This window comes from Streptomyces sp. NPDC111656, from assembly GCF_055656965.1.
In genome coordinates, this window is the sequence record NZ_JBVKCA010000011.1 from 180,132 (window position 1) to 202,445 (window position 22,314).

The 22,314-nt window shown below is 66.4% G+C and carries 22 protein-coding genes; 13 read left to right on the forward strand and 9 right to left on the reverse strand.

The features are described from left to right. Nucleotides 1–13: 13 nt before the first annotated feature. Entirely contained in the window at nt 14–742 is a 729-nt protein-coding gene (locus tag ACZ7M3_RS29975; RefSeq protein WP_472067121.1) for a DsbA family oxidoreductase, read from the reverse strand. A gap of 80 nt (nt 743–822) precedes the next feature. Between ACZ7M3_RS29975 and ACZ7M3_RS29980 the strand changes: the two genes are divergently transcribed. The 4 genes from ACZ7M3_RS29980 (at nt 823) to ACZ7M3_RS29995 (ending at nt 3,048) form a co-directional block, all read left to right on the forward strand. After that, on the forward strand, nt 823–1,287 hold the full coding sequence (locus ACZ7M3_RS29980) for a winged helix-turn-helix transcriptional regulator (RefSeq protein ID WP_472067123.1): 465 nt from the start codon (nt 823–825) through the stop codon (nt 1,285–1,287). Between the two features lie 196 nt (nt 1,288–1,483). Beyond that, nucleotides 1,484–2,023 carry an aquaporin gene (locus ACZ7M3_RS29985; protein ID WP_472067125.1) on the forward strand — a complete coding sequence of 180 codons (540 nt, stop codon included), beginning with the start codon at nt 1,484–1,486 and terminating at the stop codon, nt 2,021–2,023. Further along, nucleotides 1,998–2,324 carry an aquaporin gene (locus ACZ7M3_RS29990; RefSeq protein ID WP_472067127.1) on the forward strand — a complete coding sequence of 109 codons (327 nt, stop codon included), beginning with the start codon at nt 1,998–2,000 and terminating at the stop codon, nt 2,322–2,324. The genes ACZ7M3_RS29985 and ACZ7M3_RS29990 overlap by 26 nt, the downstream gene beginning before the upstream one ends. A 184-nt stretch (nt 2,325–2,508) precedes the next feature. After that, a complete protein-coding gene (locus ACZ7M3_RS29995; RefSeq protein WP_472067296.1) occupies nt 2,509–3,048 on the forward strand; it encodes an LOG family protein in 540 nt (179 codons plus the stop codon). Between the two features lie 66 nt (nt 3,049–3,114). Here ACZ7M3_RS29995 and pdxR read toward each other — a convergent pair whose 3' ends face one another. Then, complete coding sequence (gene pdxR / locus ACZ7M3_RS30000; RefSeq protein ID WP_472067129.1) at nt 3,115–4,563, reverse strand: MocR-like pyridoxine biosynthesis transcription factor PdxR; 1,449 nt, start codon at nt 4,561–4,563, stop codon at nt 3,115–3,117. Between the two features lie 47 nt (nt 4,564–4,610). On the opposite strand from pdxR, the gene ACZ7M3_RS30005 reads away from it, so the two are divergent. From ACZ7M3_RS30005 to ACZ7M3_RS30030, 6 genes are all read left to right on the forward strand, one after another. Continuing rightward, complete coding sequence (locus ACZ7M3_RS30005) at nt 4,611–5,111, forward strand: carboxymuconolactone decarboxylase family protein (RefSeq protein WP_327425700.1); 501 nt, start codon at nt 4,611–4,613, stop codon at nt 5,109–5,111. Nucleotides 5,112–5,139: 28 nt separating this feature from the next. Next, nucleotides 5,140–6,042, forward strand: a complete 903-nt coding sequence (locus tag ACZ7M3_RS30010; RefSeq protein WP_472067131.1) for an MIP/aquaporin family protein — start codon at nt 5,140–5,142, stop codon at nt 6,040–6,042. Beyond that, nucleotides 6,039–6,956: an NAD-dependent epimerase/dehydratase family protein gene (locus tag ACZ7M3_RS30015; RefSeq protein WP_472067133.1), complete on the forward strand. Its 918-nt coding sequence runs from the start codon at nt 6,039–6,041 to the stop codon at nt 6,954–6,956. Before ACZ7M3_RS30010 ends, ACZ7M3_RS30015 begins: the two co-directional genes overlap by 4 nt. 184 nt (nt 6,957–7,140) lie before the next feature. Continuing rightward, nucleotides 7,141–7,425, forward strand: a complete 285-nt coding sequence (locus tag ACZ7M3_RS30020) for a hypothetical protein (protein ID WP_472067135.1) — start codon at nt 7,141–7,143, stop codon at nt 7,423–7,425. 75 nt (nt 7,426–7,500) lie between these two features. Next, on the forward strand, nt 7,501–7,683 hold the full coding sequence (locus tag ACZ7M3_RS30025) for a hypothetical protein (protein ID WP_472067137.1): 183 nt from the start codon (nt 7,501–7,503) through the stop codon (nt 7,681–7,683). Between the two features lie 283 nt (nt 7,684–7,966). Further along, nucleotides 7,967–8,329 (forward strand): hypothetical protein, encoded by a 363-nt coding sequence (locus tag ACZ7M3_RS30030; protein ID WP_472067139.1) that lies wholly within the window; start codon nt 7,967–7,969, stop codon nt 8,327–8,329. 181 nt (nt 8,330–8,510) lie between these two features. Here the strand turns inward: ACZ7M3_RS30030 and ACZ7M3_RS30035 are convergent, their stop codons facing one another. Next, complete coding sequence (locus ACZ7M3_RS30035) at nt 8,511–10,538, reverse strand: SpoIIE family protein phosphatase (protein WP_472067141.1); 2,028 nt, start codon at nt 10,536–10,538, stop codon at nt 8,511–8,513. A gap of 344 nt (nt 10,539–10,882) precedes the next feature. On the opposite strand from ACZ7M3_RS30035, the gene ACZ7M3_RS30040 reads away from it, so the two are divergent. Continuing rightward, nucleotides 10,883–11,779, forward strand: a complete 897-nt coding sequence (locus ACZ7M3_RS30040) for a Shedu anti-phage system protein SduA domain-containing protein (RefSeq protein WP_472067143.1) — start codon at nt 10,883–10,885, stop codon at nt 11,777–11,779. Nucleotides 11,780–11,783: 4 nt separating this feature from the next. Here ACZ7M3_RS30040 and ACZ7M3_RS30045 read toward each other — a convergent pair whose 3' ends face one another. Continuing rightward, the gene (locus ACZ7M3_RS30045) at nt 11,784–12,635 is read right to left on the reverse strand and encodes a hypothetical protein (RefSeq protein WP_472067145.1); all 852 of its coding nucleotides are present in this window, start codon (nt 12,633–12,635) and stop codon (nt 11,784–11,786) included. 199 nt (nt 12,636–12,834) lie between these two features. On the opposite strand from ACZ7M3_RS30045, the gene ACZ7M3_RS30050 reads away from it, so the two are divergent. Continuing rightward, a complete protein-coding gene (locus ACZ7M3_RS30050) occupies nt 12,835–15,243 on the forward strand; it encodes an AbiJ-related protein (RefSeq protein WP_472067147.1) in 2,409 nt (802 codons plus the stop codon). A 316-nt stretch (nt 15,244–15,559) separates the two neighbouring features. Here the strand turns inward: ACZ7M3_RS30050 and ACZ7M3_RS30055 are convergent, their stop codons facing one another. After that, a complete protein-coding gene (locus ACZ7M3_RS30055) occupies nt 15,560–15,793 on the reverse strand; it encodes a helix-turn-helix domain-containing protein (RefSeq protein WP_472067149.1) in 234 nt (77 codons plus the stop codon). Here ACZ7M3_RS30055 and ACZ7M3_RS30060 point away from each other — a divergent pair. Continuing rightward, nucleotides 15,777–16,292 (forward strand): transposase, encoded by a 516-nt coding sequence (locus tag ACZ7M3_RS30060; RefSeq protein ID WP_472067151.1) that lies wholly within the window; start codon nt 15,777–15,779, stop codon nt 16,290–16,292. The genes ACZ7M3_RS30055 and ACZ7M3_RS30060 overlap by 17 nt on opposite strands. 147 nt (nt 16,293–16,439) lie before the next feature. Here the strand turns inward: ACZ7M3_RS30060 and ACZ7M3_RS30065 are convergent, their stop codons facing one another. The 4 genes from ACZ7M3_RS30065 to ACZ7M3_RS30080 are packed head-to-tail and all read right to left on the reverse strand — an operon-like array spanning nt 16,440 to nt 22,313. Then, nucleotides 16,440–16,871: a hypothetical protein gene (locus ACZ7M3_RS30065; protein ID WP_472067153.1), complete on the reverse strand. Its 432-nt coding sequence runs from the start codon at nt 16,869–16,871 to the stop codon at nt 16,440–16,442. After that, nucleotides 16,868–19,030, reverse strand: coding sequence for a hypothetical protein (locus ACZ7M3_RS30070; RefSeq protein ID WP_472067155.1), 2,163 nt, complete (start codon nt 19,028–19,030; stop codon nt 16,868–16,870). Before ACZ7M3_RS30070 ends, ACZ7M3_RS30065 begins: the two co-directional genes overlap by 4 nt. Then, nucleotides 19,027–20,871, reverse strand: a complete 1,845-nt coding sequence (locus ACZ7M3_RS30075; RefSeq protein WP_472067157.1) for a hypothetical protein — start codon at nt 20,869–20,871, stop codon at nt 19,027–19,029. The genes ACZ7M3_RS30070 and ACZ7M3_RS30075 overlap by 4 nt, the downstream gene beginning before the upstream one ends. A 53-nt stretch (nt 20,872–20,924) precedes the next feature. Then, entirely contained in the window at nt 20,925–22,313 is a 1,389-nt protein-coding gene (locus ACZ7M3_RS30080) for a hypothetical protein (protein WP_472067304.1), read from the reverse strand. Nucleotide 22,314: the final 1 nt, after the last annotated feature.

Consider the following 22,314-nt stretch of genomic DNA (forward strand, 5'->3'; position numbering starts at 1 on the left):
GGGATCGGGAGATTCAAGAGCCGGGGCGGGGCGGGACGGCGCAGCCGTCCGGTCCGCAAAGGCCCTCGCTCTCGCCATCGCCGAGGGCCGGCAACGGCCGGGGTTCGGGGTGGGCGGATTCCCAGGCCGTGGTCATCGCCGCCAGGAGTGTGTCGGTGCTGACCGCGCCGCGCAGGGCGTAGCGCCCGTCGAGGACAGTGAAAGGTGCGCCGCCGGCGCCCAGCCGCTCGGCCTCGCGCTGGTCGGCGGCCACCTGGTCGCGGTAGGAGCGTGTGCGCAGGGCGTGCGCTGCCTCGGCCCGGTCCAGGCCGATCTCGGCGGCGAAGCCGAGGACGTCGCTCTCGGTCCACAGGCGGCGGCCCTGGCCGAAGTGGGCGCGGAACATCGCCGTCCAGGCCTCCGCGCCCCGCCCTTGGCCGGTGGCGTAGGCGAGCAGCTCGTGGGCGAGGTCGGTCGGGCCCATGGTCCGCTCCAGCGCCCTGTAGGGCCGAAGTCCGTCCGCGCGGGCGGCAGCCTCTATCGAGGAGAAGAGGCGCTCGCCGTCGGAGGCGGGAATGCCGTGCATCTCCAGCAGCTTGCGCTGGGTGACGCCTTCGCGTGGCAGGTCGGGATGGACCTGGAAGGAGCGATGGGTGACCTCCATGTCCGGGGCGTGCTCGAAGCGCTCCAGCGCCACCTGGAGCCGGTGGTCCATCAGCCCGCAGTACGGGCAGATGATGTCCGACCAGAACTCGATCTTCACGAGGAGCTCCTCTCGAAACTTACTATCTGTTCGTAACCACACTGTGCATTAGGATGACGAGCGATACAAAAGGCACATTCATGTGCGCGGAGTCGAAGAAGGAGCCGGTCGCCGTGGCCGTCGAGAGCGAACTGCGCCGGGGGCGCACGAACGTGCGGTCGAACGTGCGCAAGGCCCCCGGGCCGTGCGAGCACTGGAACGACGACAGCGCCGATTTCATCCGCGAGATCCTCGACCTGGTCGGCGACAAGTGGAGCGTCCTGATCATCGGCACCCTCGCCGACGGCTCCGTGCGCTACTCCGACCTGGCGGACGCCATCCCGGGCATCTCGCAGCGGATGCTCACCCTCACCCTCAAGCAACTCCAGCGCAGCGGCCTCGTCGACCGCACCGCGTACGCCGAGGTCCCGCCTCGTGTCGAGTACTCACTGACCGCTCTGGGAACCTCGCTGCTGGCCACCGTGCTGGAACTGGCGGCCTGGTCCGCCGACCGGCACGTGGAGATCCGCCGTCACCAGCACGCCTACGACACGCGAGACGCGTAGCCGCCGTTCAGCAGCCGTACAGGGCCCGGAGGGACGGGCCTCCTGAATGCTCATCACCGGCTTTTCGACCGTGCGCGGGCCCGGCACACCCGGATTCGGCCGGGCGACTGGTATCCCGGAATTCCGATCCGCGGACAGGTCGCGCTAGGAGCTCATGGTGAGTGCCGTTCCCTCCCTCCCACGCCAGCTTCCTTTGATGCGAGCCATCGACGAGTTCCTGCTCACGACGGTTCTGCTCTTTCTCGCGGTGACGGTGGTGCGGTGGCTGCGCGATCCGGGTTCCGCCCTCTACCTCGCCGATCTGAAGGTCGCGCTCGCCGTCATCGGCGTGATCAGCGGGGCCATCCTCACCGCCCTGATCCTCAGCCCTCCCGGGCGGCGCAGCGGCGGGCACATGAACCCTTCCGTGACCGTAGCCCTGTGGCTGATGGACGCCTTCCCCGGCCGCAGCGTCCTCCCCTACGCCCTCGCCCAGCTCGCCGGCTCGGTGACCGGCACCGCACTCGCGCGCCTGGTGTGGGGGCCCGCGGTCTCCCAGCCCTCGGTCGCGTACGGCGCGATCAGACCGGCCGAAACCTGGCAGGCGTCGGACGTCTTCCTCGCCGAAGGGGGCGCCATGATGGCCCTCATCCTTCTGGTCGGCGTCATCCTGGCCTACCCCCCGCTACATCCGCTCACTGCCGTACGTCATCGGGGCGTCGGTCGCCCTGGTGATCGCCCTGCTGGGTCCCCGTAGCGGCGGCTCGATCAACCCGGCCCGCCAGTTCGGCCCGGCCGCGCTCTCCGGCGAGACCACCGACTCGTGGATCTACCTGGTCGTGCCCGTGCTGGGTGCTGTCATCGGCTCGTCCATCTACCACCTGTTCATCTGGCGCTTCAACGCCTGCCGCCCCCTCACCTACAAGCCGGCGGGCGACCACAGCAGGAGGAGTGAGGGGCGACGCCCAGCGGTGTGTCGCTGCCCGCGCAGGCCCGGCGGCCGCGGTGACGCGGACGGTGTAGCCCTGGCCGCGGCGGATGATGCGGCCGGCCGCTAGAGCCTCGCGGACGGACGGGTCCTCAACCTCCCGCACATAGTCGGCGAGCAGGCCGGGCACGTCGGCGGTCAGCGGCCCTGAGGACAGGCGAAATTGGTCCTGTCGTTCGCCCCCGAAATGGCTCCCGAATCCGGGCCGTCCTGCGCGTAGGGTCGCGATCATGAGGGAAACAACGCCCACCGGCGTGAACATCTGCGTCTTCCTGTCCGCGGCGGACCTCGACGAGCGGTACACCCGGCCGGCCCGCGGGTTCGCTGAGCTGATCGGGAAGGGAGGCCACACTCTGGTCTGGGGCGGTTCCGACACCGGACTGATGAAGGTCGTCGCGGACGGAGTACGGGAAAGCGGCGGCCGGTTGGCCGGGGTCACGGTCGGCTTCCTCCGGCAGTGGGCCAGGGATGACGCCGACGTGATGGTGGTGACCGGCAGTCTCGCCGAGCGGAAGGCGTCGCTGCTTGCCGCAGCCGACGCGATAGTGGTGATGGCCGGTGGCCTCGGGACACTGGACGAGGTGACCGAGATCCTGGAGCTGAGGAAGCACGGGCTGCACCGCAAACCGGTGGTGCTGCTGAACTCGGCGGGCTTCTATGACGGCCTGATACTGCAGCTCCGGCGGATGGAGGCGGACGGCTTCCTGCCGATACCGCTGTCCGACCTGGTCTTCGTGGCGAACGAGGAGGCTCGCGCGATGGCGTACCTGGAGGACCGCGTCGCCGAGCGGTGAGGCGCTGGCACCACACGGGACCGCCGGTGAGCCAGCCACCTTGGGGCGCCGGCCGCGAACGGCCGGTCAGGGCATCACCGCGCACAGTGTGTCCAGTGCACCTGTCCACGCACTGTCGGAGGGAGCCGCGTAGTTCACGACCAGCCCGTCCAGCACGGGTACCTGGCAGTCGTGGCCCTCCTCCTGGTGGAGGAACTGCGAGATCCCGCTGACCGCGAGGCCCTTGCGGGCGGCCGACCGGACCACCGAGCGTTCGGTCCCGCGGGGGAGCTCAACGAGCGCTTGCAGACCTGCGGCCATACCCGTTACCCGGACGGCAGGGGCCCTACGCTCCAAGGCGCTGACCAGCTGCTCGCGGCGGCGCCGGTAGTGCTGCCGCATCGCCCGCACATGCCGGTCGTAGGCGCCCGAGGTGATGAACTCCGCGAGAGTCCTTTGTTCCAAAAAACTGGACATGTAGTCGCCGTGCCCCTTGGCCGCCACCATCTCCGGGACGAGCCCCTCAGGCAGCACCATCCACCCCAGTCGCAGGCCCGGCGCCAGCGACTTGCTCACCGAACCGAAGTAGACCACTCGGTCCGCGTCGAGACCCTGCAGGGCGCCCACCGGCTGACGGTCGTATCGGAACTCGCCGTCGTAGTCGTCCTCCAGGATCAGCCCCCCGGTCTCGCGTGCCCAGTCGACAGCCGTCACCCGGCGGTCCGCGCGCAGCGCCACCCCGGTCGGGTACTGATGCGCCGGTGTCAGCAGCACCGCGGCGGCCTCCCGCACGGCTGACAGGTCGCCGGTCCGTGCCCCGAACGCGTCGACGCCCAGGGGCGGGGTCCCAAGGCCGGCGTCGGTCAGCAGATTGCGATACAGGTCGAGCCCGTACGCCTCGACGGCCACCGCCCGCGCCCCACGCGCCTTGAGGATCCGCGCCATCAGCGCCAGCCCGTGATGAAATCCGGAGCAGATGACGATGCGCTGCGGATGCGCGTAGACACCGCGAGCCCGCGCAAGGTAGTCGGCGAGGGCTGTGCGCAGCGTCTCCTGGCCGAGGGCGTCACCGTAACCGAATGCCTCGTCGGGCGCCGCGTTGAGCGCTCGGCGGTAGGCGGTGAGCCACTGCGCGCGGGGGAAGTGCGCGAGGTCCGGCGAACCCGGCTCCATGCCGTACGTGGCCCGGCACCGCTCTGCCTTCGTACGTGGCGGGGAAGACTCTGCCGGTACCGCAGTGCGGTCAGCGACGCGGGTCGCGGAACCCTGCTGGGCGGTGAGCCAGCCCTCGGCCACGAGCTCGGCGTACGCGTGGGTCACGGTGTTGCGCGAGACCCCGAGATCGGCGGCGAGAGAGCGCGACGGCGGCAGCCGCGTGCCGGGACTCAGTCTCCCGGTCCGTACCGCCTCGCGAAGCGCCTGAGTGAGTCCCTCACGCAACCTGGGGCCACGCAGTTCCACATGTAGGTCGGCGCCGGGTTCGGTGCCGGAGTCGCCGGGCGACCCGGCGGAGGAATTGGTCTGCGATTTCACCATGAAAATGGATCCTAGCTCAGTACCATTTTGGATCTAGCGTTGCAGGTATGACGACGAACGAAGCACCTGCGAACATCGACCGCCTTCACGAGCACGCGCCGCGCCTGGACTGGGCGGCGCTAGCCCCCGAGGCCTTCAAGGCCATGATCCGCCTGGACACCGCCGCCAGGCACGGCGTCGATCCCACCCTGCTCAACCTTGTCAAGATCCGCGCCTCGCAGATCAACCACTGCGCCTACTGCCTGGACATGCACAGCAAGGACGCGCTGGCGGCGGGTGAGTCTGCGGAACGGATCATCCAGCTCGACGCGTGGCGGGAGTCGCAGCACTTCTACACCGCCCGGGAAGTCGCGGCGATCGAACTGACAGAGGCGATCACCGTCCTCACGGACGGCTTCGTGCCGGACGAGGTGTACACCAGGGCCGCGCACGCCTTCGACGAGGGCGAGCTGGCCCGGCTCATCGTCGCGATCACGACGATCAACGCATGGAACCGCTTCGGCGTGTCCACTCGGCTCGTTCCGGGCCACTACACGCCGTCCGCCTGACCGGACAACCCGACCCCTGGAATCCGTTATGAGTACCGCGCTACCACCGCGGAAACGGCCGACCCTGGCACCGGCTGCCGAGGAGTTCGTCCTCGCCACCGTCATGCTGTTCCTCGCGGTGACGATCGTCCGATGGCTGCGTGAACCGGGATCCCGCCTCTACATCGCAGACCTCGACACCGCCCTGGGCGTCATCGGCGTTCTCAGCGGAGCCATCCTCACCGGGCTGATCCTGTCGCCGCTCGGCAAGCGCAGCGGCGGGCACCTGAATCCCGCCGTGACGGTATCCCTCTGGCTGCTGGGCGCATTCCCGGGACGTTCGGTCCTCCCCTACGCCGTCGCCCAACTCGCCGGCTCCACGGCAGGAACCGTCCTGGCGCGGGAGGCGTGGGGGAACACGGTGTCCACCCCTCACGTCAACTACGCGGCCATCGCCCCAGCTCCCGACTGGCACCCGACGGCGGTTTCCCTCGCCGAGGCCGGAAGCATGGCTGCGATCATGCTCGCCGTCGCCTACGCGGCCCAGCCCCGCTACGCCCGCCTGCTGCCGTACCTCATCGGAGCCGCGGTCGCGCTGGTGATCGCCTTCCTCGGCCCACGCAGCGGAGGTTCCATCAACCCCGCCCGGCAGTTCGGTCCCGCCGTACTCGCCAGCCAGACGACCGATCTGTGGATCTACCTGCTCGCCCCCGTTGTCGGCGCCGCCCTGGGAATCGGAGTGCACCGCACGCTCGGCCGACTCATGCTCTTCCCGCGCAAGGCAGGATCCCCAGCATCAAAAAATCCCGAGACGCGATCTTTTCCGATGCCCTCACAAGGGAGCAGCCAGTCTCATCCATCAGGGAGCGTGACAGAAAAATCTGAAACAGCGAACTTCACCACCTGCATCCATGTCGATTCTCAGCCCACCTCAAGGAGAGGTTCACTATGAACGTGTTGATCGCCGGCGCGACAGGCGCTGTCGGCCGGGTCCTCGTACCGCTGCTGCTGGACGCGGGACACCACGTCACAGCCATTTCCCGCAACTCCGCCGGACTCGCACTCATACGCCGCCTGGGGGCATCAGCCGTTCCGGCAGATGCCTTCGACCCGGCCAGCCTGCGAGAAGCCCTCTCGGCCGCCGCGCCCGACGCAGCGATCCATCAGCTAACGGCGCTGGCAGACGCGGACGGGGAAGCCACAAACCGCCTGCGGCGCGAAGGGACGCGCAATCTGGTGGACGCGGCCAAGGCCGCCGGAGTACGGCGGATCATCGCCCAGTCGATCGCCTGGGCATACACGCCGGGCGACGATCCGGCAGACGAGACTGTCCCGCTCGACACCGGGGCGGATCAGCCGCGACGAGGGATGGTAGAAGGAATCCAGGCGCTTGAGGACACAGCGGCCGAGATCGAGACGGCTGTGGCGCTGCGATACGGCATCCTCTACGGCCCCGGCACCTGGTACGCCCCGGGCGGAGCCGTAGCCGCAGCGCTTGCCGGCGACCGAAGTGCACGTCTCCTCGCGTACCTGAAAGCGGATCTTTCGGTGACGTCGTTCGTCCATGTCGCCGATGCGGCGCGGGCGGCAGTAGCCGCCCTGGACTGGCCGGCGGGACCGGTCAACATCGTGGACGACGAGCCGGCGCCAGGACGCCAGTGGCTGCCCGTGCTCGCCGACGCCCTGGGGGTGCCCGCACCCGAAGCCGCCACAGGACGCCTGGACTGGGCGCGCGGCGCGTCCAACCGGACAGCCCGCTCCCGGGGGTGGCACCCGGAACAGTCGACGTGGCGTAAGGGGTTCCTCCTGGCGCAACACGGAACAAGCACCGACGGGCGTTCCAGCGCACACAGCGCACGACCCTGACGCCGCGAAGAGCAGCGCGTCAGGTGACCGCAGCTGGCCCAACCGCGTGTGCCGGTGGCCAGATCGAGGTCGACGAAGACGCCGGCGCGTATGCGCGAACAGCACCCACCGCGCAAGCTGACCTCCTTGGGCAGCCAACAGGTGCAGGTCGGCATACCCGCTCCTAGCAGGAGGGGGCGCTGGGTTGATCGAGGCCCTGGGCGACGTCGACATGCAGCAGATGCACGACGATTACGCCCAGGCCGTGTTAGGAGCTGATCGGGGCGAAAATCGAGCACCATGCGCCGCCCAAACCGAGCACGCCCGTCGGGAGGCGGAGGTCGCCGACCTGATGACCGCCCTGCCGCGGGCGACCGAGCAGGCCCGGGCCGAGCGCGGCCAGGACGCGGCGGTCCACCCCATGACCGGCCGCTCGCCGGCGAAGAGGACGGCCTCCAAGCGGACCGACGGCACCAAACGCGCAGGCTGAAGCCCCCACCGGGGTCAGGCTGCCCGCACCCCCTTCGGCACCGATAGGGAGCAGGTGCATGGTACGGGTCAGCCCATGAAGATCATTAAGCCCATGCTGGCCATGCCGATCAACCAGTGGGAGCTGGGCGAGCACCAGGTCGCCGAGCCGAAGTTCGACGGGTACAGGGCGATCTTGGTCCGCCGAGAGGACGGCACGGCGCTCGTGCTCTCCCGCGCCACTCCGCCTCGTGCTAGCGGCCGATCCGACCCCCGTTGACGCCCCAGCCGCGATCACTTTCTTTCCAACCCCACGCCGACCAGCTCCACGCCCGGGGCGAGGCAGCCATCACCACGCACATGGCCGACGCCCACCCCGAGTCTTGACACACGCGACGGCCGCTCCTCCCCCCGACCGAGCCGAGGGGTCTCCGGACTCCTCCGCCGCCTATAGGGCCTGTCCGGCGGATCTTGTGACTGTCGGGCTGTGGGCTCGTTGTCTTGCCTGTGGGGCGGGTCGAGGTGACCTCCGGTTCGGTTCCAGGGACCCGAGCGGGCCGTTCGTGGAGACGGAGGACTGGGTCGACCAGCAGATGGCGCCCCTTCGCGCCGCCGGGTACGAGCCCGCTACCCGCGACGAGGGCGACGACTACCTGGGCGACTACCGCAAGGCCTTCGGCGACGCCGAAGGCCGCATCTGGCACGAGCAGGGTGATCGGGGCGCAATCCTCATCAGCGACAACGGATGCGAGATGACCAGTTGGCTCATCATCGTCGGCCCGCACCGCGGAGAACTCCGCGACCGGAACGTTGGGACCAACCCGCCCTACATACCGTTCGTCGATGTGGACGGCAACCGCCACAACTTCCGTACCTGGTATCTCGAATGGCTCAAGCGACGGGAGAGGGAAGACCTGGAACCGTGAAAACGACGGTCCTGGCCCATCTGCCGCCCCGACCGCAGGCTCACCTCGCGTAGGGTACCGGTCCCTGCCCAGCGCCGTAACCTCACCACCACCGCTGCACCTACGCACGCAAAGCCGACCACTTCATGGCCCTCACCAGCACCGCCTGCACACTCATCTGCTACCGCCGCCTTACACCGCCTTAGGAGGTGGGAACGCGAGGTCGTACTAGTAGGAGCGTGGTGTCGTCGTCGAGGGGTCCGCCAGAGATCATGGTGTCGATGACCGATGCGCAGAGGTCGTCCAGGGACAGCGTCGGGTAGGCGAGGGCGGTGCGTAGCCGTTCCAGGCCCTGGTCGATATCGGCGTCGCGGGTCTCGATCAGGCCGTCGGTGTACAGGGCCAGGACGCTGCCCTCGGCGAGTTCCATCCCGACCGATGCGAAGGACGCCAATCCCACACCGATCGGCGTATTTGGTACTACCTCGACGAAGTCGACAGATCCGTCCGGGGTGATGACAGCCGGCGGGGGGTGCCCCGCACTGGCCACGGTGCAACGCCGCGTGGCGGGATCGTACACCGCGTACAGACAGGTTGCCGAGATGACGGGCAGAGGAGTGTCCCCGTCTTCCTGGTCGCTGTGAGCCATGTCGACGACGAGTTGGTCGGCAGCGGTGAGTAGCTTGTCAGGGGGCATTTTCAGGCTCGCGAGCGTGCGGACCATAGTGCGTAGCCGACCCATGGTGGCTGCCGCTTTGATGCCGTGGCCGACGACGTCCCCGACCACCACGGCGATCCGGCCGCTGGGGCACGGGAAAACGTCGAACCAGTCGCCGCCGACGCCGCTACGCGAGTGAGAGGGCAGGTAGCGGGAGGCTACTTCAACCATGCCGACGCCCGACAAGCGATGCGGTAGCAGATCTTGTTGCAGCGTCAGCGCGATGGACCGCTCGCGGCTATAGCTGAGTGCGTTGTCGAGATTCATGGATGCCCGGGCCACGAGGTCCTCGGCCAAGACTAGGTCGGCCCGGGTGAAGGGAACCCGATTCTCGCTGCGGACGAACACCGCGATGCCCAGCGTCTCCCCCCGTGCGTGCAACGGAACGATCATCAGGGAGTGCATCCCGCTCTCGCGGATAACCCGGGCTCGGTCCGGGTCGTTGTCGAGCCACGTACCTGGGGAGGCGTCAAGCACCGGCTCGAAGTACGACTTCCGGGTTCTGAGGACAGTGGTGAAAGGGGAGTCCGGGGGGACGTAGACCGCCGTTGCGCGGGACCAGAGGGACTCGCGGTAGTCGGCGTGGATGGAAGCCGCCCCGGCGCGGTAAAAGCGGGGGATGCGGGTGTCGGTGGCCTTCAGGCGTTCCAGTGGCTCCTCTCCCTCCGGAACTGCCTCGGTCAGGTCGACCGTGACATAGTCGGCGAGGTTCGGCACCGCCGTGTCTGCCAGCTCCTGGGCGGTGACCATGGGATCCAAGCTGGTGCCGATACCCCGCTCTGCCTCGCTGAGCAGGCGGAGCCGCCCGCGCTCCTGGCCACCGCTGCCGTGCACCGCTACCGAACTCACGCCGAGTGACCGCCCGTCCGGTCCTTCCAGGCGTTGGAAAGTGACCCAGGTGTATCTGCCCCCTCGCTCCGCCTCCGCCGGCCACAGCTCATGGCGGATCAGCGGCACGCCGGTCTCCAGCACCTGCCTCATGGCCGACTCCAGGAAATCGGGATGCCGGGCGTCGAACAGGTCGGTGACGTAGCCACCAAGCTTCGGACCGGAACGGAAGATCTTCCGGTCGTGGACACTGGTGTTGAACCAGGTGCAGCGCAAATCCCGGTCCCACGTGGCCACGCTGAACGGCGCATGCCCGACGAGCGCTTGCAACGCCGCAGGATCCAGGGTGGGCCGGGCGATCGGATCGTGTGCCCACAGCAGCCAGCCCACCGCCCCCTCCCCGCCGTGCAGGGCGGAAGCCGCGAGCCTGAGTTCCTCCTGCCTGCCGTCGCGCCGGTTGAGTCGCACCGTACCCGACCAGGGATGACCGGAGGCAAGGGCTTCGGTCAACGCCGCACCGCCCTCGGCGAGTAGCGTTTCTACAGGAAGATGCAGCGCGTCCTCGGCGCGGTGGCCCCACAGGCGCTCGGCAGCCCCAGGCCAGGCGGTCACCCTCAGACCCGCATCGAGCACGGCGAGCACCTCGACTGGCTCGTCGGCCGTTCGATCTCCCGATGTCGACATACACGGAATGTACGATAGATGGGCCATTGATCATAAAAGGCGCGAACTCTGACTTGAGAGCGTTCGTCCTGAGGCCGCGCCCGGGTCCGGCGTGGCGCCGTGGCCGCCCTTTGCTCCGGCCGGGACATCCCCTGACAGGCTCACCCAGTCGCATTTCCCTGGATATTCGAATGCCCGAGGAGGGGCCCGGTTCCTCTCGTGTGCGGCGAGGTTTCCTCAGAGTAGGTCGTGGCTCAGCACCTCCGCTGGCTTGGTATAAGTCACGCAGCCAAGCCGACCGTCAACTCGCCCTGACAGCTGCCGTTCTCTGCGCGCACCCTTGCGCGTCCAGCCATACTGCTGCGGTGGACAGCATCCGCAATGCAGAGACGGACACAAGGCCAGAACGCCCTCAGGCAACACCGTGGGACACGTACCGTGCAGCGCTGCTGCCCCAGTGGCAGAGCCTTCTAAGCTCCTCCCCCAGCGAGCGAGAGATGCAGGAGTTCTTGGAACTCCACCCTTGCTTCCTTCCCGGAGCAACCGACAACATCGGCCCTGGAGGCCATCACGGCCCTTCGTTCTCGGCCGTTATTCGACAGCCTCCACTGAAAGGTCTCGGCCCTACGCGCGTCCCCGATTTCATGTGGGTTCGGCTGGACACCGGAGCCATCCGCCCGATCTGCATCGAGATCGAGAGCCCCAGAAAGGCTTGGTTCAACAAAGGGTCGAGAACTCCGACTGCCGAACTGACTCAGGCGATCGATCAGCTTACAGAGTGGAAGGTTTGGTTTTCTTCGCCGGAGAACCAACTCATCTTCGCGACGACGTACGCACCTAGATACTCACATCGTCCCGTCGAGCCTCAGTTCGTTCTCGTTTACGGGCGGGACGCCGAGTTCCGGGCCGCCGCTTCACCGCACGACAACCCCGACTACATGAGGCAGAAGCGTGACCACATGCCTCGGGACCGTGAACACTACTTCACGTACGACCAATTGGCCCCCAACCAAGAAGCAGGGGACTACGCGACTCTCACATACCATGTTGACCAGTGGGTCCTGCATTCATTGCCACCGACCTTCTCAACCGGCCAACATGTGATGGAGATAAGCAAGATCATCCGGGACCCTTCGGAGGTGGTGCTCGGAACCGACCTTATGACTGCGGAGAGGAAGTCATACGTCATCGAACGATGGGAGTATTGGCGTGGCGTGGCGCTCTCCGAGCATACTCACTTCATTGCCGTCGGTCGCGAGTAACTCATCAACTGCCGGAAGGAAGTCCGCTTCCCTCGACCATTCGATCGATCTTGAACACTGCCGCATTTCCCAAGAACGCACCCCCAGCAAAGGGATGGTTCTCCTTCGTTCCGGCGAAGACTACGAAGCCTTTACTCTTCAGCTCTTCGAGGAGGGCTGTAATGCTGCGTTGGGCATCACGCACTCCTGGGCGAGAGGCTTCGACGTCAAGCGCGATATCGCTCCAGTCCTGGAAGGACTGAATCGTCCCGTCTATGAGGTCCTGCTCATCATCGGTGCAGTCGTCTGGCTCGATGGGGTCGAGCCATCCATGGCAGTTGGAGAGGATCGGCCAGAGGTCACGGCCTGTTTTCATAGAACTGAGCCGTACGACCTCGAACTTGGGCTCGTCCTCCGAGATGACGTCGATGACCCTGTCCACTTGCTCTCGCTTGAGCTTGCCGATCTCGTTGGCAAGTGTCTTAAGACCCCATACCTCGATGGTGACGCCCCGGTACCGAGGACGAAGCTCGTTGTCGATGAACTGGTCGACCTCGCCCGGCAACGTGTCGTTGGTCAGGAAGCGCCACACCTTCACATCACGGTGTTCCTGGAGGCAGCCCTCCAGGTCACTGCGGATCTTCGCCTTGGTCTTGTCGATCCGCTCACCTCGCGTTGCGTGCGCAGCGATAAACACCCGGGCCTTCGGGCAGTAGCCATCGTTCTTGGTGTCGCCCTTCGGTCCGGCAGCCCGCACCGGTTGGTAGTCGCCGGGGTGCAGCTCCAGGCCGAGCCGATCCATGCAGTCCTGGAAGGCGTTGCCCTCCATGCGGAGGAGCTGACCTTCTACAAGCTTGCGCAGCGAGTTGAGATCCACGGCAGCCATTACCGCACAGCTCGTACGTCCTGTGTAGCTAGGTTGCGCAGATCAAGTGGCCGTCACCCGTCCGACAGGACGTGCGTCTTGAAACCCACCTTGCCCCGGTCCTCGGGACTCGGACTTGTGTGTCCGCCCCTCTGCGTCCCCCGACCTCGGCAGGCAGTGAGCGGTGCGACTGGTCGTCTAATGTGCCTCCATGGCTGCTGATCGCCCCATCGTTTCCCGCGCCACCCGCAACGCTGTGCGCCGGCTGATGAGCAATCTGTACGTCGCGGCGATTGCGGAGTACTGGGAGAGCGAGAACTTCGCGCGGAGCGAGATTGGTACACCTCGCCAAGGCGGAGTCCGCCAGCAGACCTACGACGCGTACGAGGCCTCGGTTGACTGGAACGACAAAGATCATACGCGCAGGGCGCTGCGCGTATTTGAGACGTTGCTGCGTCGTCTCGATCGCGATAGCAGGAAGCTCGGTGCCAACGGTATCGACCCCTCTGAGCTGGAGGAGCTTCGGGAGGCGCTGGACCACGACGGCTACCTTTTGGACGGGGACCTTCGTGTGCAGCCTGCGCCCACTGCCGCGATTTCAGGACGGCGGGCAACGTCCGTCCCTGCCGACGCCCAGAGCATCACCCAGGTCACGCGCGGACGGCTCTTCAAGTACCTGAGGAACAGGGGAGTGCAATGGTTCGGCGATCTCGACGAGATCGCTTTCCTCAGCCGACTCTATGATCTTGAGGAGCTCCCCAGCTCAGACGACAGGTTTGATGACGCGGAAGGCGACATCACACAGCACCGGTACAACAACTACGACTGGGAAGACGACTGGATCTACATCGATGACCGGTTCGGACTGCGCGACGGTCCGGATGCTGTACTCCTCCGGTTCGTGTCGGAGATGGTTCATCCCGAAGTGCGCTCTGATGATGCTGAGGCTGCCCTTCTGGCCGAGCTCGTAGACAGCATGGTGCGCCGTGACGGCTACGCCTTTGTACCCGTGGCCGACATCAGCGGCTATCCCGTCTACGGGGCGCGCCGTCTAACCGAGGCTGTAGCTGATGCCGCGCCTAGTGGCGCTCCTTCGCGGTACACGCCCCTCCCAGGGGCCTCCGACTTCGAGCGGATGGCCACTGCGTTCGGGGACAGGCCGGGCGTGGACAGGGAGCTTGATCAATCAAGCCCGGATGCCCAAGAGGTCGAGGCTGCTGCGCCTGGCCAGGACACTCGAGCCGGTGACCTGCCAGCTCCCTTTGGGATCTACGCGGCGGTGCAAGGCGCCGCCCGTGGGCGGCGTAAAGACTATGCCCTGGAGCGGCTTCCGATGAAGATAGGCGGCCAGGCAGAGGTCTTCGAAGCCACCCACAAAGCCACAGGCATCCGTGTCGCGTTCAAGCGCCGCCTCTCCTGGCGGGAGACGCCAGCAGCACGTATGCGCCGTGAGATCGAAGTCGCCCAGGACCTCAACTCGCACCCGAACTACGTGCCGATCCTTGACGCCAACCCTGTGGAGGGCTGGCTGGTCATGCCGCTGGCGGAATGTACCGCCGAAGATCGTCGTGACCAGCTCAAAGACCCGGCAAGCCTGCAGGAGTTGGTGGACGCACTTCTCAACGTGCTTGAGGTTGCGCACGACGCCCAAGCGGAGGGCTGGATGCACCGCGATGTCAAACCGTCCAACATTCTCTTGCTCGAAGGGCGGTGGAGGCTAGGCGACTGGGGCGTAGTGCGCCGCCCTCGCGGGCAGACGACTTCCGACCGCACCCGCGCGGAGGTCGGCACCGAAGGCTTTGCTGCGCCGGAGTTGTTCATCAATGCTCACGATGCCACCCCCGCTGCGGATATTTATGGAATCGGTCGCGTCATTGCCTGGGCGTTGACGGGGGAAATCCCCGTCCTGACACAGCGGCTGCTGCCCGCGGCAGGGCCGTGGAGGGAGATCGTTCGGGCGGCGACCGTGCGCGATCCGCACAGCCGTCCCCAGACGATCGCTGACCTCCGCCGACTTATTCAGGAGAAGCTCGCTGGCCCGGTGCTAACTCCAGCAGAACGGGGCGAGTCCTTGCTATCAAATGCTCACAGCGACGCCCCAGGGTCCTTGGATTCTTTCCTCTCCTTCACCGCCGACCATCCAGAGGACCAGGACCTGTACATTCGCGTGCTGACTAAGCTCAAGCCCGAGACGGCAGCCGAGGGACTGATGCGTCTGCCAGCTGAGGCGGAGCTGCTCGTCGAAGCGCTGAGCTCCCATGCTTCGGCCCAACATCGTCGTATCCAGTACACCGAGGCCCACCGCGCCATCCTCTGGCTCCAGCGTGTCTCCGCCTTTGCCGCGTCCGCCGGCTCCTGGGACCTGATGGACGAGGCTGCGCGCGCGATGTGCGTATGGGACAGCATCTGGGACCAGTACCGCCCTCGGGACGTGATCGCCGCGTGGTTGCTCATCCTGCGCGGCGAGGCCGCGGTCCTCATGGCGTCAGCCCTGGAAGACCACCCCCACAGCGCGGTCCACTTCCGGGCCCTACTGGACCAGCAAACGTTGGCGCCTCAGATCCGTGCAGCCATCGGCAAGGGAGCCCACACACAAAGCCGACGTACGGCTGGGGGATGACCGCACGAATGTTCCTGCGCCGCAGCTCGCATGGATGACACGTGGGAATACGCCCGGTCGGCCCAGGCTGGTGTGAGGCGCGCGGATGCGGGACCTCACCTAGCGCAGGACACTTCGCAGACGAACCCACGAGTTCACCCGCGCCTGTTGGCGCGAAGGGGGGCCTCAAACATTGCCCGGAGCAAGCTTTCGTCAACGTTGGGCGCGTAGTGCCATTCCGGCGGCTGCCATCGCTCGAAGAGCGAGGAGTGGCTCTCGAAGAAGGCACCGGCTGGTGTAAGCCTTGGCTCCGTGCGAGTAGTCACGGTTCATCGCCTCAATCTTGCGCCGGGCTGCCAGCCTCCGGGGGCGTCCCTTGCTCGACGTCGAAGACGGCCAGCAGATAGGAAGGTTGGACCTGCAAACCGCGCGCAAGGTTAATCAAGGTTGTCAAGCTTGGATTTCGCTGGCCGTGCTCGATATAGACCACTCCGCGGAAGCTCAGGCCGCTGCGAGCTGCCAGCTCCTCCAAGGACATTCCGCGATCCTCGCGCATGCGCCGAAGGTGCATCCCGAACGCGTGGAGCACAGGATCGGGTAGAGGCGGAGACACGCCTCGACTTGATCATTCGCTCCTCTTTGGTCACCATGAACAGCTGTGCATAATTCTTTCAATAGCGTGTGGAGACAGCCGAGTAGGTTGCCGGCTGAGACGGTTGTCCAGCCGCGCCGAACGGCTTGGAGGTAGCGACGTGCCCGCTCAGCGCAGGTACCCACCCGAGGTCATGGAACGTGCCGTGCGCATGGTGCTCGACATCCGCGCACAGGATCCGGACCGTGTTGGCGTGGTCGGTACCGTCGGCGACCTCATGAAGATCCACCCTGAGGTGCTGCGGCACTGGGTTAAGAAGGCCGAGGCGAGCCGTTGTGAGCCCTCGCTTGCGACACCAGGGGACGATCAGCTGCGCGAGCTGGAGCGCGAAATCCGAGACTTGCGTCGTGACAATGCTGTTCTTAGGGCCGCCACACTAATGTTCGCCTCAGAGCTGCAGGTCGCCCAGCCCCGCTAATGATTCCAGGCTTCACCGCGGGGCGGTTCCTCTGAGCCTTCAAGGTCGGCATCTACCCGCGAACACTCCAGCGCCGAACTAGGAGTAGGTGTAGAGGATGCCGCCCACGGCAAGCCGCCGCCGGGAGTGTTCCCTCCATGTCCCTGTTCAGGGCATGGGCTGACGGCGTCGTGGCAGTGTCCTGACCTTGGCAGCTTCGGTATCGCGACCCGACAAGGCGGCGTGTTCCAGCGCGAGCTGGTTGAGGGCTGTCGCATAGATCTCCAGGCGGCTCTCGAGCTGACGGCAGTATCGGTGGAGCTCAGAGTGCTCTCGCTTTAGCTTTTCGATGGCCACAGCGGAGCGAGCGGCCGTTGTCCGCCTGGCCTCTGCCGCTGCGGCCTCGGCCTGGAACCGGTCTTTGAGGTCGGTGTGCTGGTGGGTGAGGTGCCAGCGCTTGACGTCGGCCTCGATCGCCAGCTGGGTTACGTTCAGGCGTCCGTTGGATCGGTGCGGAGTGCCGACGAGGAGACGGTTGATGGCGGCGATGATCTCGCGCCGGACTGGGTCATTCTCGCCGTCGAGTGGAAGGACAGTCATTCCTGGGCTCCGCACTGATGATGTTCGATGATTGCGTGGAGCCGATCGAGTTCCTGTTGCTCTCGTGCGTGACGGATCGGTGGGGCAAGGGTGTCGCCGACGATTTCGGCGAGTTCAGCCGCGCGATCTTTGATGAGCTCGATGTCACGGTCCGTGCGGGCGAGGCACTGGCAGCGGGGGCGGCAGTCATCGATGTCGGGGGTGACCATGGGGTCGTCCGCCGAGCCTCTGAGCTGGCAGGCCGCAATAGCGGGGTTGAGAACGCAGGTCATGCCTTCACCGTGGTGGATCTGCAGGAGAGGGTTTCCTAGCATGTCGCGGGCATGGCGCTCGCTGTTCAGGACACGGCCGGCAAACTCACGACTTGCCGCTTGGACTCGGTAGCGGTAAGAGTCGGCGGCGGGTCCGCTGACGTGCTCGCCTGCGAGGAGCCGGCGTTCGTCCTCGGCGATGCCCTCCAGACGGAAGAGCCAGTCCTCAAATGCGTAATCGTCCAGGAATCCGGCCTCGTAGGAGCCCGCGTACCCTTGGAGCATCTGAGTGTAGGCATGTCCGTATTGGATGGAGGCGGCGATCAGTCCGCGCGGCTTGCGCCTGATGAACCAAGCCAGCGTGCGTCGGAAGCGGCTGGGTGCGACGGGCCCGGCAGCATCGGCGGGGATGTAATCCTTGCGACCCAGCTGCCGGCATCGCTCATTGGCCCAGGCAATGAATTTGGTGATGTCGTCGGCGATCATCCGGTCAGCACGAGCCTCACCACGGCGTTTCGTCTCCATGCCGGGCGTCGTGTTGATCGGCATGAGGCGGTTCGGAATGAGCAGGTAGCTGTCGTGCAGCTGCTCCAGCATGGCGACGGCCTTCGCGGCGATCTCAATGATCACCCAGGGGTCTTCACGAACGGCGCCTTCAGGGATCTTGTTGCCTTCTTGGTCCTCGGCGCCTTTGAAGTAGAGCCCCTCCATCAACCACACCCCCAGGTCCTTGTCGTGGCTGACGCATCCACGCCGCAGGTTGAGGACTTCGCCGACGCGAGCGCCCGAGAGGTAGGCGACGATGATGAAGCAGGCTGTGCTCAGCAGTCGGGCAAGCCGCGGGGCCTCGCCGAACGGGATCCGCGGGTGCCAGGGCTGCCCATCCAGGTCCGCAGTGACCGGGGTGTCGAGGTAGCAGTCATCAGCGATGGGCAGGCCGGACTCCAAGATCAGACGGCCGGACCCGGTGTTCTCGATTGAGGCCGAGCAGTCCAGGAGCGACGCAATATGGCGCCAGGCCAGCCCCAGCGTGCCGTCGTCGCGCCGACTGCCCGGCAGCCCCTCGCCTCTGCGGCGGAGCCCGTCGAGAAACGCCTTGATATCGGCCTGCAGCTCTCCGGATTTCCGCCCGCGGCGCTGGCCCCGGTGGTGTTCCGGACGCCGGGACTGCAGCATCCTGTACTCATCCCAGGCGGCCAGGATGTCCTTGCTGAAGTCCTCCAGGAATCGGATGGCCCACCGCAGCAGGGGCTGCATCGTCTGCTCGCTGATCCGCTTCGTGCGGTTCTCACGGTCGCCGCGGGTTCTTTCGAGCAGGTCCTTGGTGTCTTCGCCGTCCCAGGGCGGCGCCTCAGGAAGCCGCAGGTAGAACGGCAGAAGGTTGCGGTGGATCCACAGCCGTCTGACTTCGGTGATGCGGCGATAGCGCTTGTGGATGGCGACGCCGCCCTCGTCGAGTGCGTCCAGGTAGTCCCAGAGCATTTCGTTCGTGATCTGGCGGAACTCGGTGATGCCCTGGCTGACGAACCACTTCAGGACGTGCTGTAGAGAGCCGTAGAAGAGGACTTCGACCGTGTGCAAGGCTATGCGGTTCGTCGCCGAGCGTCGCAGGCTGCGGGCCTTGGGATGGTTGATGAGTTGCCAGATGTAGAACTTCGTGGCCAGCCTCAGCGGCTCACGGATAATCTCGAAGTTCAGGGTCTGCGACCGTGCATGGCCCTCGAAGATCCCGGGGTTGAGGTCCCAGCGGTCGTCCGCAAAGCGTGACAGCCGGGCCGGGTCGGTGTCGCTCCGGATCTGCCGGTTCATCAGTACGAGCGTGTCCGGGCCCGGCCAGACGGTGCCGTCCGGGAGCCCGTCGGGGCGTGTGTCCGGCTCGCCGAGAAGAATCGGGGCGGGTGAGGTCATCGGATGTCGAGCTCCCTGTTCAGTAGGCGGTCCGCGAGTTTGTGTTCGTCCGGCCCAGCGGCCTTGCGGGCGTCCTCAACAGCCGACTCGTCGGCCTGGTCGAGAAGGTCGGCCAGCTGGGCGTGCGGGCCGGCGAAGCGTTCGGCCCACGGCAAGGGGCCCATCTGATCGCGCTGCTTGGCGAGCCTGTCGTGGACGACGACCTGCAGTGGAAGATGCCGGGGCAGGGCTCTGGCGCATTCGCAGCCCAGGCAGAGCAGGAACGAGGCCCGGCAGGGCTCCCCCTGGTTGTAGGAGCCATTGTTGTTGTCGGTGCAGGCCCCGAGCACCGTGTCGAGTTCTCCCGCGATCATCCGCTTGAGCACGGTTGCCTTCAGGCCCATCTCGGCGGCGACCTCATCGACGTTCTCGTGGGCATGAGCCACCTGCTCAGCCGTCATCATGATGATCTTCGAGCGGGCCCGTGCCTTGGCGACCTCGGTGGTCAGCGCCTGAGCGACGACCATCCGGTATTCGTTGATGTTGCCTCGGTTGCGGACCAGATAGCGGGTAGCTGTCTGCCGGGTGTGGGCGACGGGCTTCTGGTGCAGTTCGATGTAGGTCATCCGCAGCGTCTCCAGCCGCAGCGGACGCATCGGGAGTGAATTGCCCTCCCTATCCACCTTGTCCGAGGGGAGATTCCAGTCCCGGCCCAGCCTGCTGATGAAGGCTCCATCCGTCGGCATGGGACGCCACCCCCTGCCCTTCGCGGTCCACGGGCCGCCGCCGCTAGCCATGTAGGTGACCAGGAGTCGGTTGCTGCCGGCAAACTGCCGGGCCCGGACGGTCAGTTCGCAGACCAGGGCGTAGAGGCCGAAGGGTGTGTGCAGGATGTCCCGGGTCGACATCTGATCGGGCTGGTCCGGAATACTGATCCAGTCCGGGACCTCCGACAACGCCAGATCCATGTAGGCCCGGCTCTGACGACGCGGTTTGCGCAGGCCGACGATGGCCGTGCCGGGGCCGACGCCGCCGTCTGCCCGGTGGTGAGCCGCGGTCATCTTCACGATCGGCTCTGGGTTCTGCCCGGTCATCACGCCGAACAGCACCGCCGCGGCCGCGATCTCCTCCGGCGTCAGGTAGAGCCATCCGACGATCTCCTTGACCTTGCCCCTACTTGCCACCCAGTTCTCGGGGGCGTTCTGGTACTTCCTGGCGACGTTGCGCGTCCTGCGGGGAATGTCTCCGACACGGTCCAGGTGGTCGAGGATCTGCAGGCGGCGCCGCAGATCCGTATTGCGGCTGACATCGAGTTCCCCGGCCCGGAACTGCTCCAGCAACTCACGGTTGGAGCGGATGCGTTTCTCCGCCGTGCGTAACATCGTCCGCGCGGCCTGCGCGATCCTCTTCAGCTCTGTGCGGCTGTAGCTGTGCGTGGGGCCGCCCTGGGGGCGGGACGGCAAAACGGCGGCGAGCTGGCCCGCCATCGCGTCGCTGAGACCCTTCGCCTTGATCAACACCAGCCGCAGGTCGGCCAGTTCATGCGAGGCAGTCATGATGCCCTCGGCCCTACGGTGCTCGTAGAACCCTTCAAAGTGCTCCGGGGCCAGCTCGAACGCGCTCTGCGGAACCACCTCCAGGCCCGTGAGGTAGCGGGTGAAATTCACCAGTGTCCGGTAGGCCTTCTTCATCGACTCAATCGACGTAAGCCCCTTGCCAGGCGTGGTGCGGGCGACCAGAGCCGCAACCAGAGACGCGCGCAGATCTTCGGACAAGTTCAGCACCGACACGTCCAGATCAACGCGCTCCTCGCCGCCCTGGCTGTAACACCGGACGATCCGGCGGCCATCCTCGGACGTCATCAACCCGTGCCGGGTCCTGGCCCCAGAAGGCAGCGTCGCCGGGCGCCCCCGGCTCACCCGGTCACCGCCAACGGGTCGGTGCGAACCCAGGGGTGCTCGGCGAACACGTCGGCCATGAACGTGGCGACTGGGAAGCCGTCGACGTGCGACAGCAGCGCTTCCACCTCTAGAGTCCGGAAGGGCTCCAAATAGACACTCTTGGTCGTCTCGACGCTGCGGTGCCCGAGCATCGTCTGGACCAGGTGCCAGGTGTCGCCGACCTCCTCACGGAAGTCGCGCTGTTCGTCGTCCGTCAGATGCCCCAGCTTGGTGTACTTGATCAGCTTGCCGACTGCGTACCACCTCAGCGCGAAGCTGTGCCGCAGCATGTGGGCAGTGCAGCTGAAGTTCTCCAGCCCGAGCGAGGCAACCCGCTCGTTCGCGACCTCGAAGGTGTGCTCCCAGCCGCCGGTGTCCCGCGGCAGGCCGTCCTCGTTCAACCACAAAGCCACCGGCTCTAGGCCCTGAGCGGTCTCGCGGAACAGCCGCATCCGGGTCTGCGGCCCGACGTCATTCCACTCCTCCTTCCGTGAACCGCCGCCAGGCGGGGACATGGTCACCGCGTGCATCCCGTGCATAGCCAGCACGATGCGCAGACCAGCGATCCGCTCGTAGCGGCCAGCCGCCTGAGCCCGTCGGACTGCCGCCGCCCTAGCGCCTTCAACGTAGGCCAGCACCCCGCGCAGGGCCGACCTGGACATCCAGTATTTGTGGCCGTAGCTGCCCTTCGCGCAGGCTTCGGCGAGCTCGCAGGTGAAGAATCCCCGCCGCCGGTCGTGGGCAGGCAGTTCGGGCAGCACCACGCTGGCCCACTCCGAAACCCGCAGGCCATTGCTGTAGAGGCCGTCGCAGAATGCGCGGTCGCGCTGGTCGTTGCGGCCCTTCCACCATGGATCCGGCCGACCATGGAGATCAAAACCGCGGATGCCCAGATCCGCCCAACGGACGTATCCGCCAGGGTCCAACCACTTGACGTCCGCGCGCCGGACAATGCGCGGCGGGTCCATGTCCGCGAACGGACCAGCGATCCCGAAGCGCGCAGCCAGCGAGTAGAACTTCTTCAGCCCGGCGAGATCCCTAGCGAACGTCCCGGTCTCCACTGAGCCCTCGTTCTCCGGGTCCGTGACGCGCCAGAACAGGAAATCCGAGGCCACCTCGTCGTCCGCTTCCCACCAGTTCACACCGATCGTGAGCAGGTAGTTCAGCCACACCATGAGCGAGTACGCGTAGTCGCGCTGCGTGCGCCATGCCAGCCGCCGCCACTTCGGCGACCCCAAGCAGTAGTTCACCCGCAGATCCGGCCGGCCGTCAGGCCCAAGGACAAACCGCTGCCCGTCGCGTACGCCATCGAGCCTCGTACCAACCGTGCGGCCCGGCAGGACTTCCCCGAGCAACTCGACCACT

Bases quoted from the DNA above. Each gene is read 5' to 3' on its own strand.
- ACZ7M3_RS30075 (WP_472067157.1), bottom strand. From the start codon at position 20,871: ATGACGTCCGAGGATGGCCGCCGGATCGTCCGGTGTTACAGCCAGGGC.
- ACZ7M3_RS30025 (WP_472067137.1), top strand. From the start codon at position 7,501: ATGAAGATCATTAAGCCCATGCTGGCCATGCCGATCAACCAGTGGGAG.
- ACZ7M3_RS30010 (WP_472067131.1), top strand. From the start codon at position 5,140: ATGAGTACCGCGCTACCACCGCGGAAACGGCCGACCCTGGCACCGGCT.
- ACZ7M3_RS30035 (WP_472067141.1), bottom strand. From the start codon at position 10,538: ATGTCGACATCGGGAGATCGAACGGCCGACGAGCCAGTCGAGGTGCTC.
- ACZ7M3_RS30070 (WP_472067155.1), bottom strand. From the start codon at position 19,030: ATGACCTCACCCGCCCCGATTCTTCTCGGCGAGCCGGACACACGCCCC.
- pdxR (WP_472067129.1), bottom strand. From the start codon at position 4,563: ATGGTGAAATCGCAGACCAATTCCTCCGCCGGGTCGCCCGGCGACTCC.
- ACZ7M3_RS30015 (WP_472067133.1), top strand. From the start codon at position 6,039: ATGAACGTGTTGATCGCCGGCGCGACAGGCGCTGTCGGCCGGGTCCTC.
- ACZ7M3_RS30055 (WP_472067149.1), bottom strand. From the start codon at position 15,793: ATGCACCTTCGGCGCATGCGCGAGGATCGCGGAATGTCCTTGGAGGAG.
- ACZ7M3_RS30050 (WP_472067147.1), top strand. From the start codon at position 12,835: ATGGCTGCTGATCGCCCCATCGTTTCCCGCGCCACCCGCAACGCTGTG.
- ACZ7M3_RS29980 (WP_472067123.1), top strand. From the start codon at position 823: ATGTGCGCGGAGTCGAAGAAGGAGCCGGTCGCCGTGGCCGTCGAGAGC.
- ACZ7M3_RS29985 (WP_472067125.1), top strand. From the start codon at position 1,484: ATGCGAGCCATCGACGAGTTCCTGCTCACGACGGTTCTGCTCTTTCTC.
- ACZ7M3_RS30065 (WP_472067153.1), bottom strand. From the start codon at position 16,871: ATGACTGTCCTTCCACTCGACGGCGAGAATGACCCAGTCCGGCGCGAG.
- ACZ7M3_RS30060 (WP_472067151.1), top strand. From the start codon at position 15,777: ATGCGCCGAAGGTGCATCCCGAACGCGTGGAGCACAGGATCGGGTAGA.
- ACZ7M3_RS30005 (WP_327425700.1), top strand. From the start codon at position 4,611: ATGACGACGAACGAAGCACCTGCGAACATCGACCGCCTTCACGAGCAC.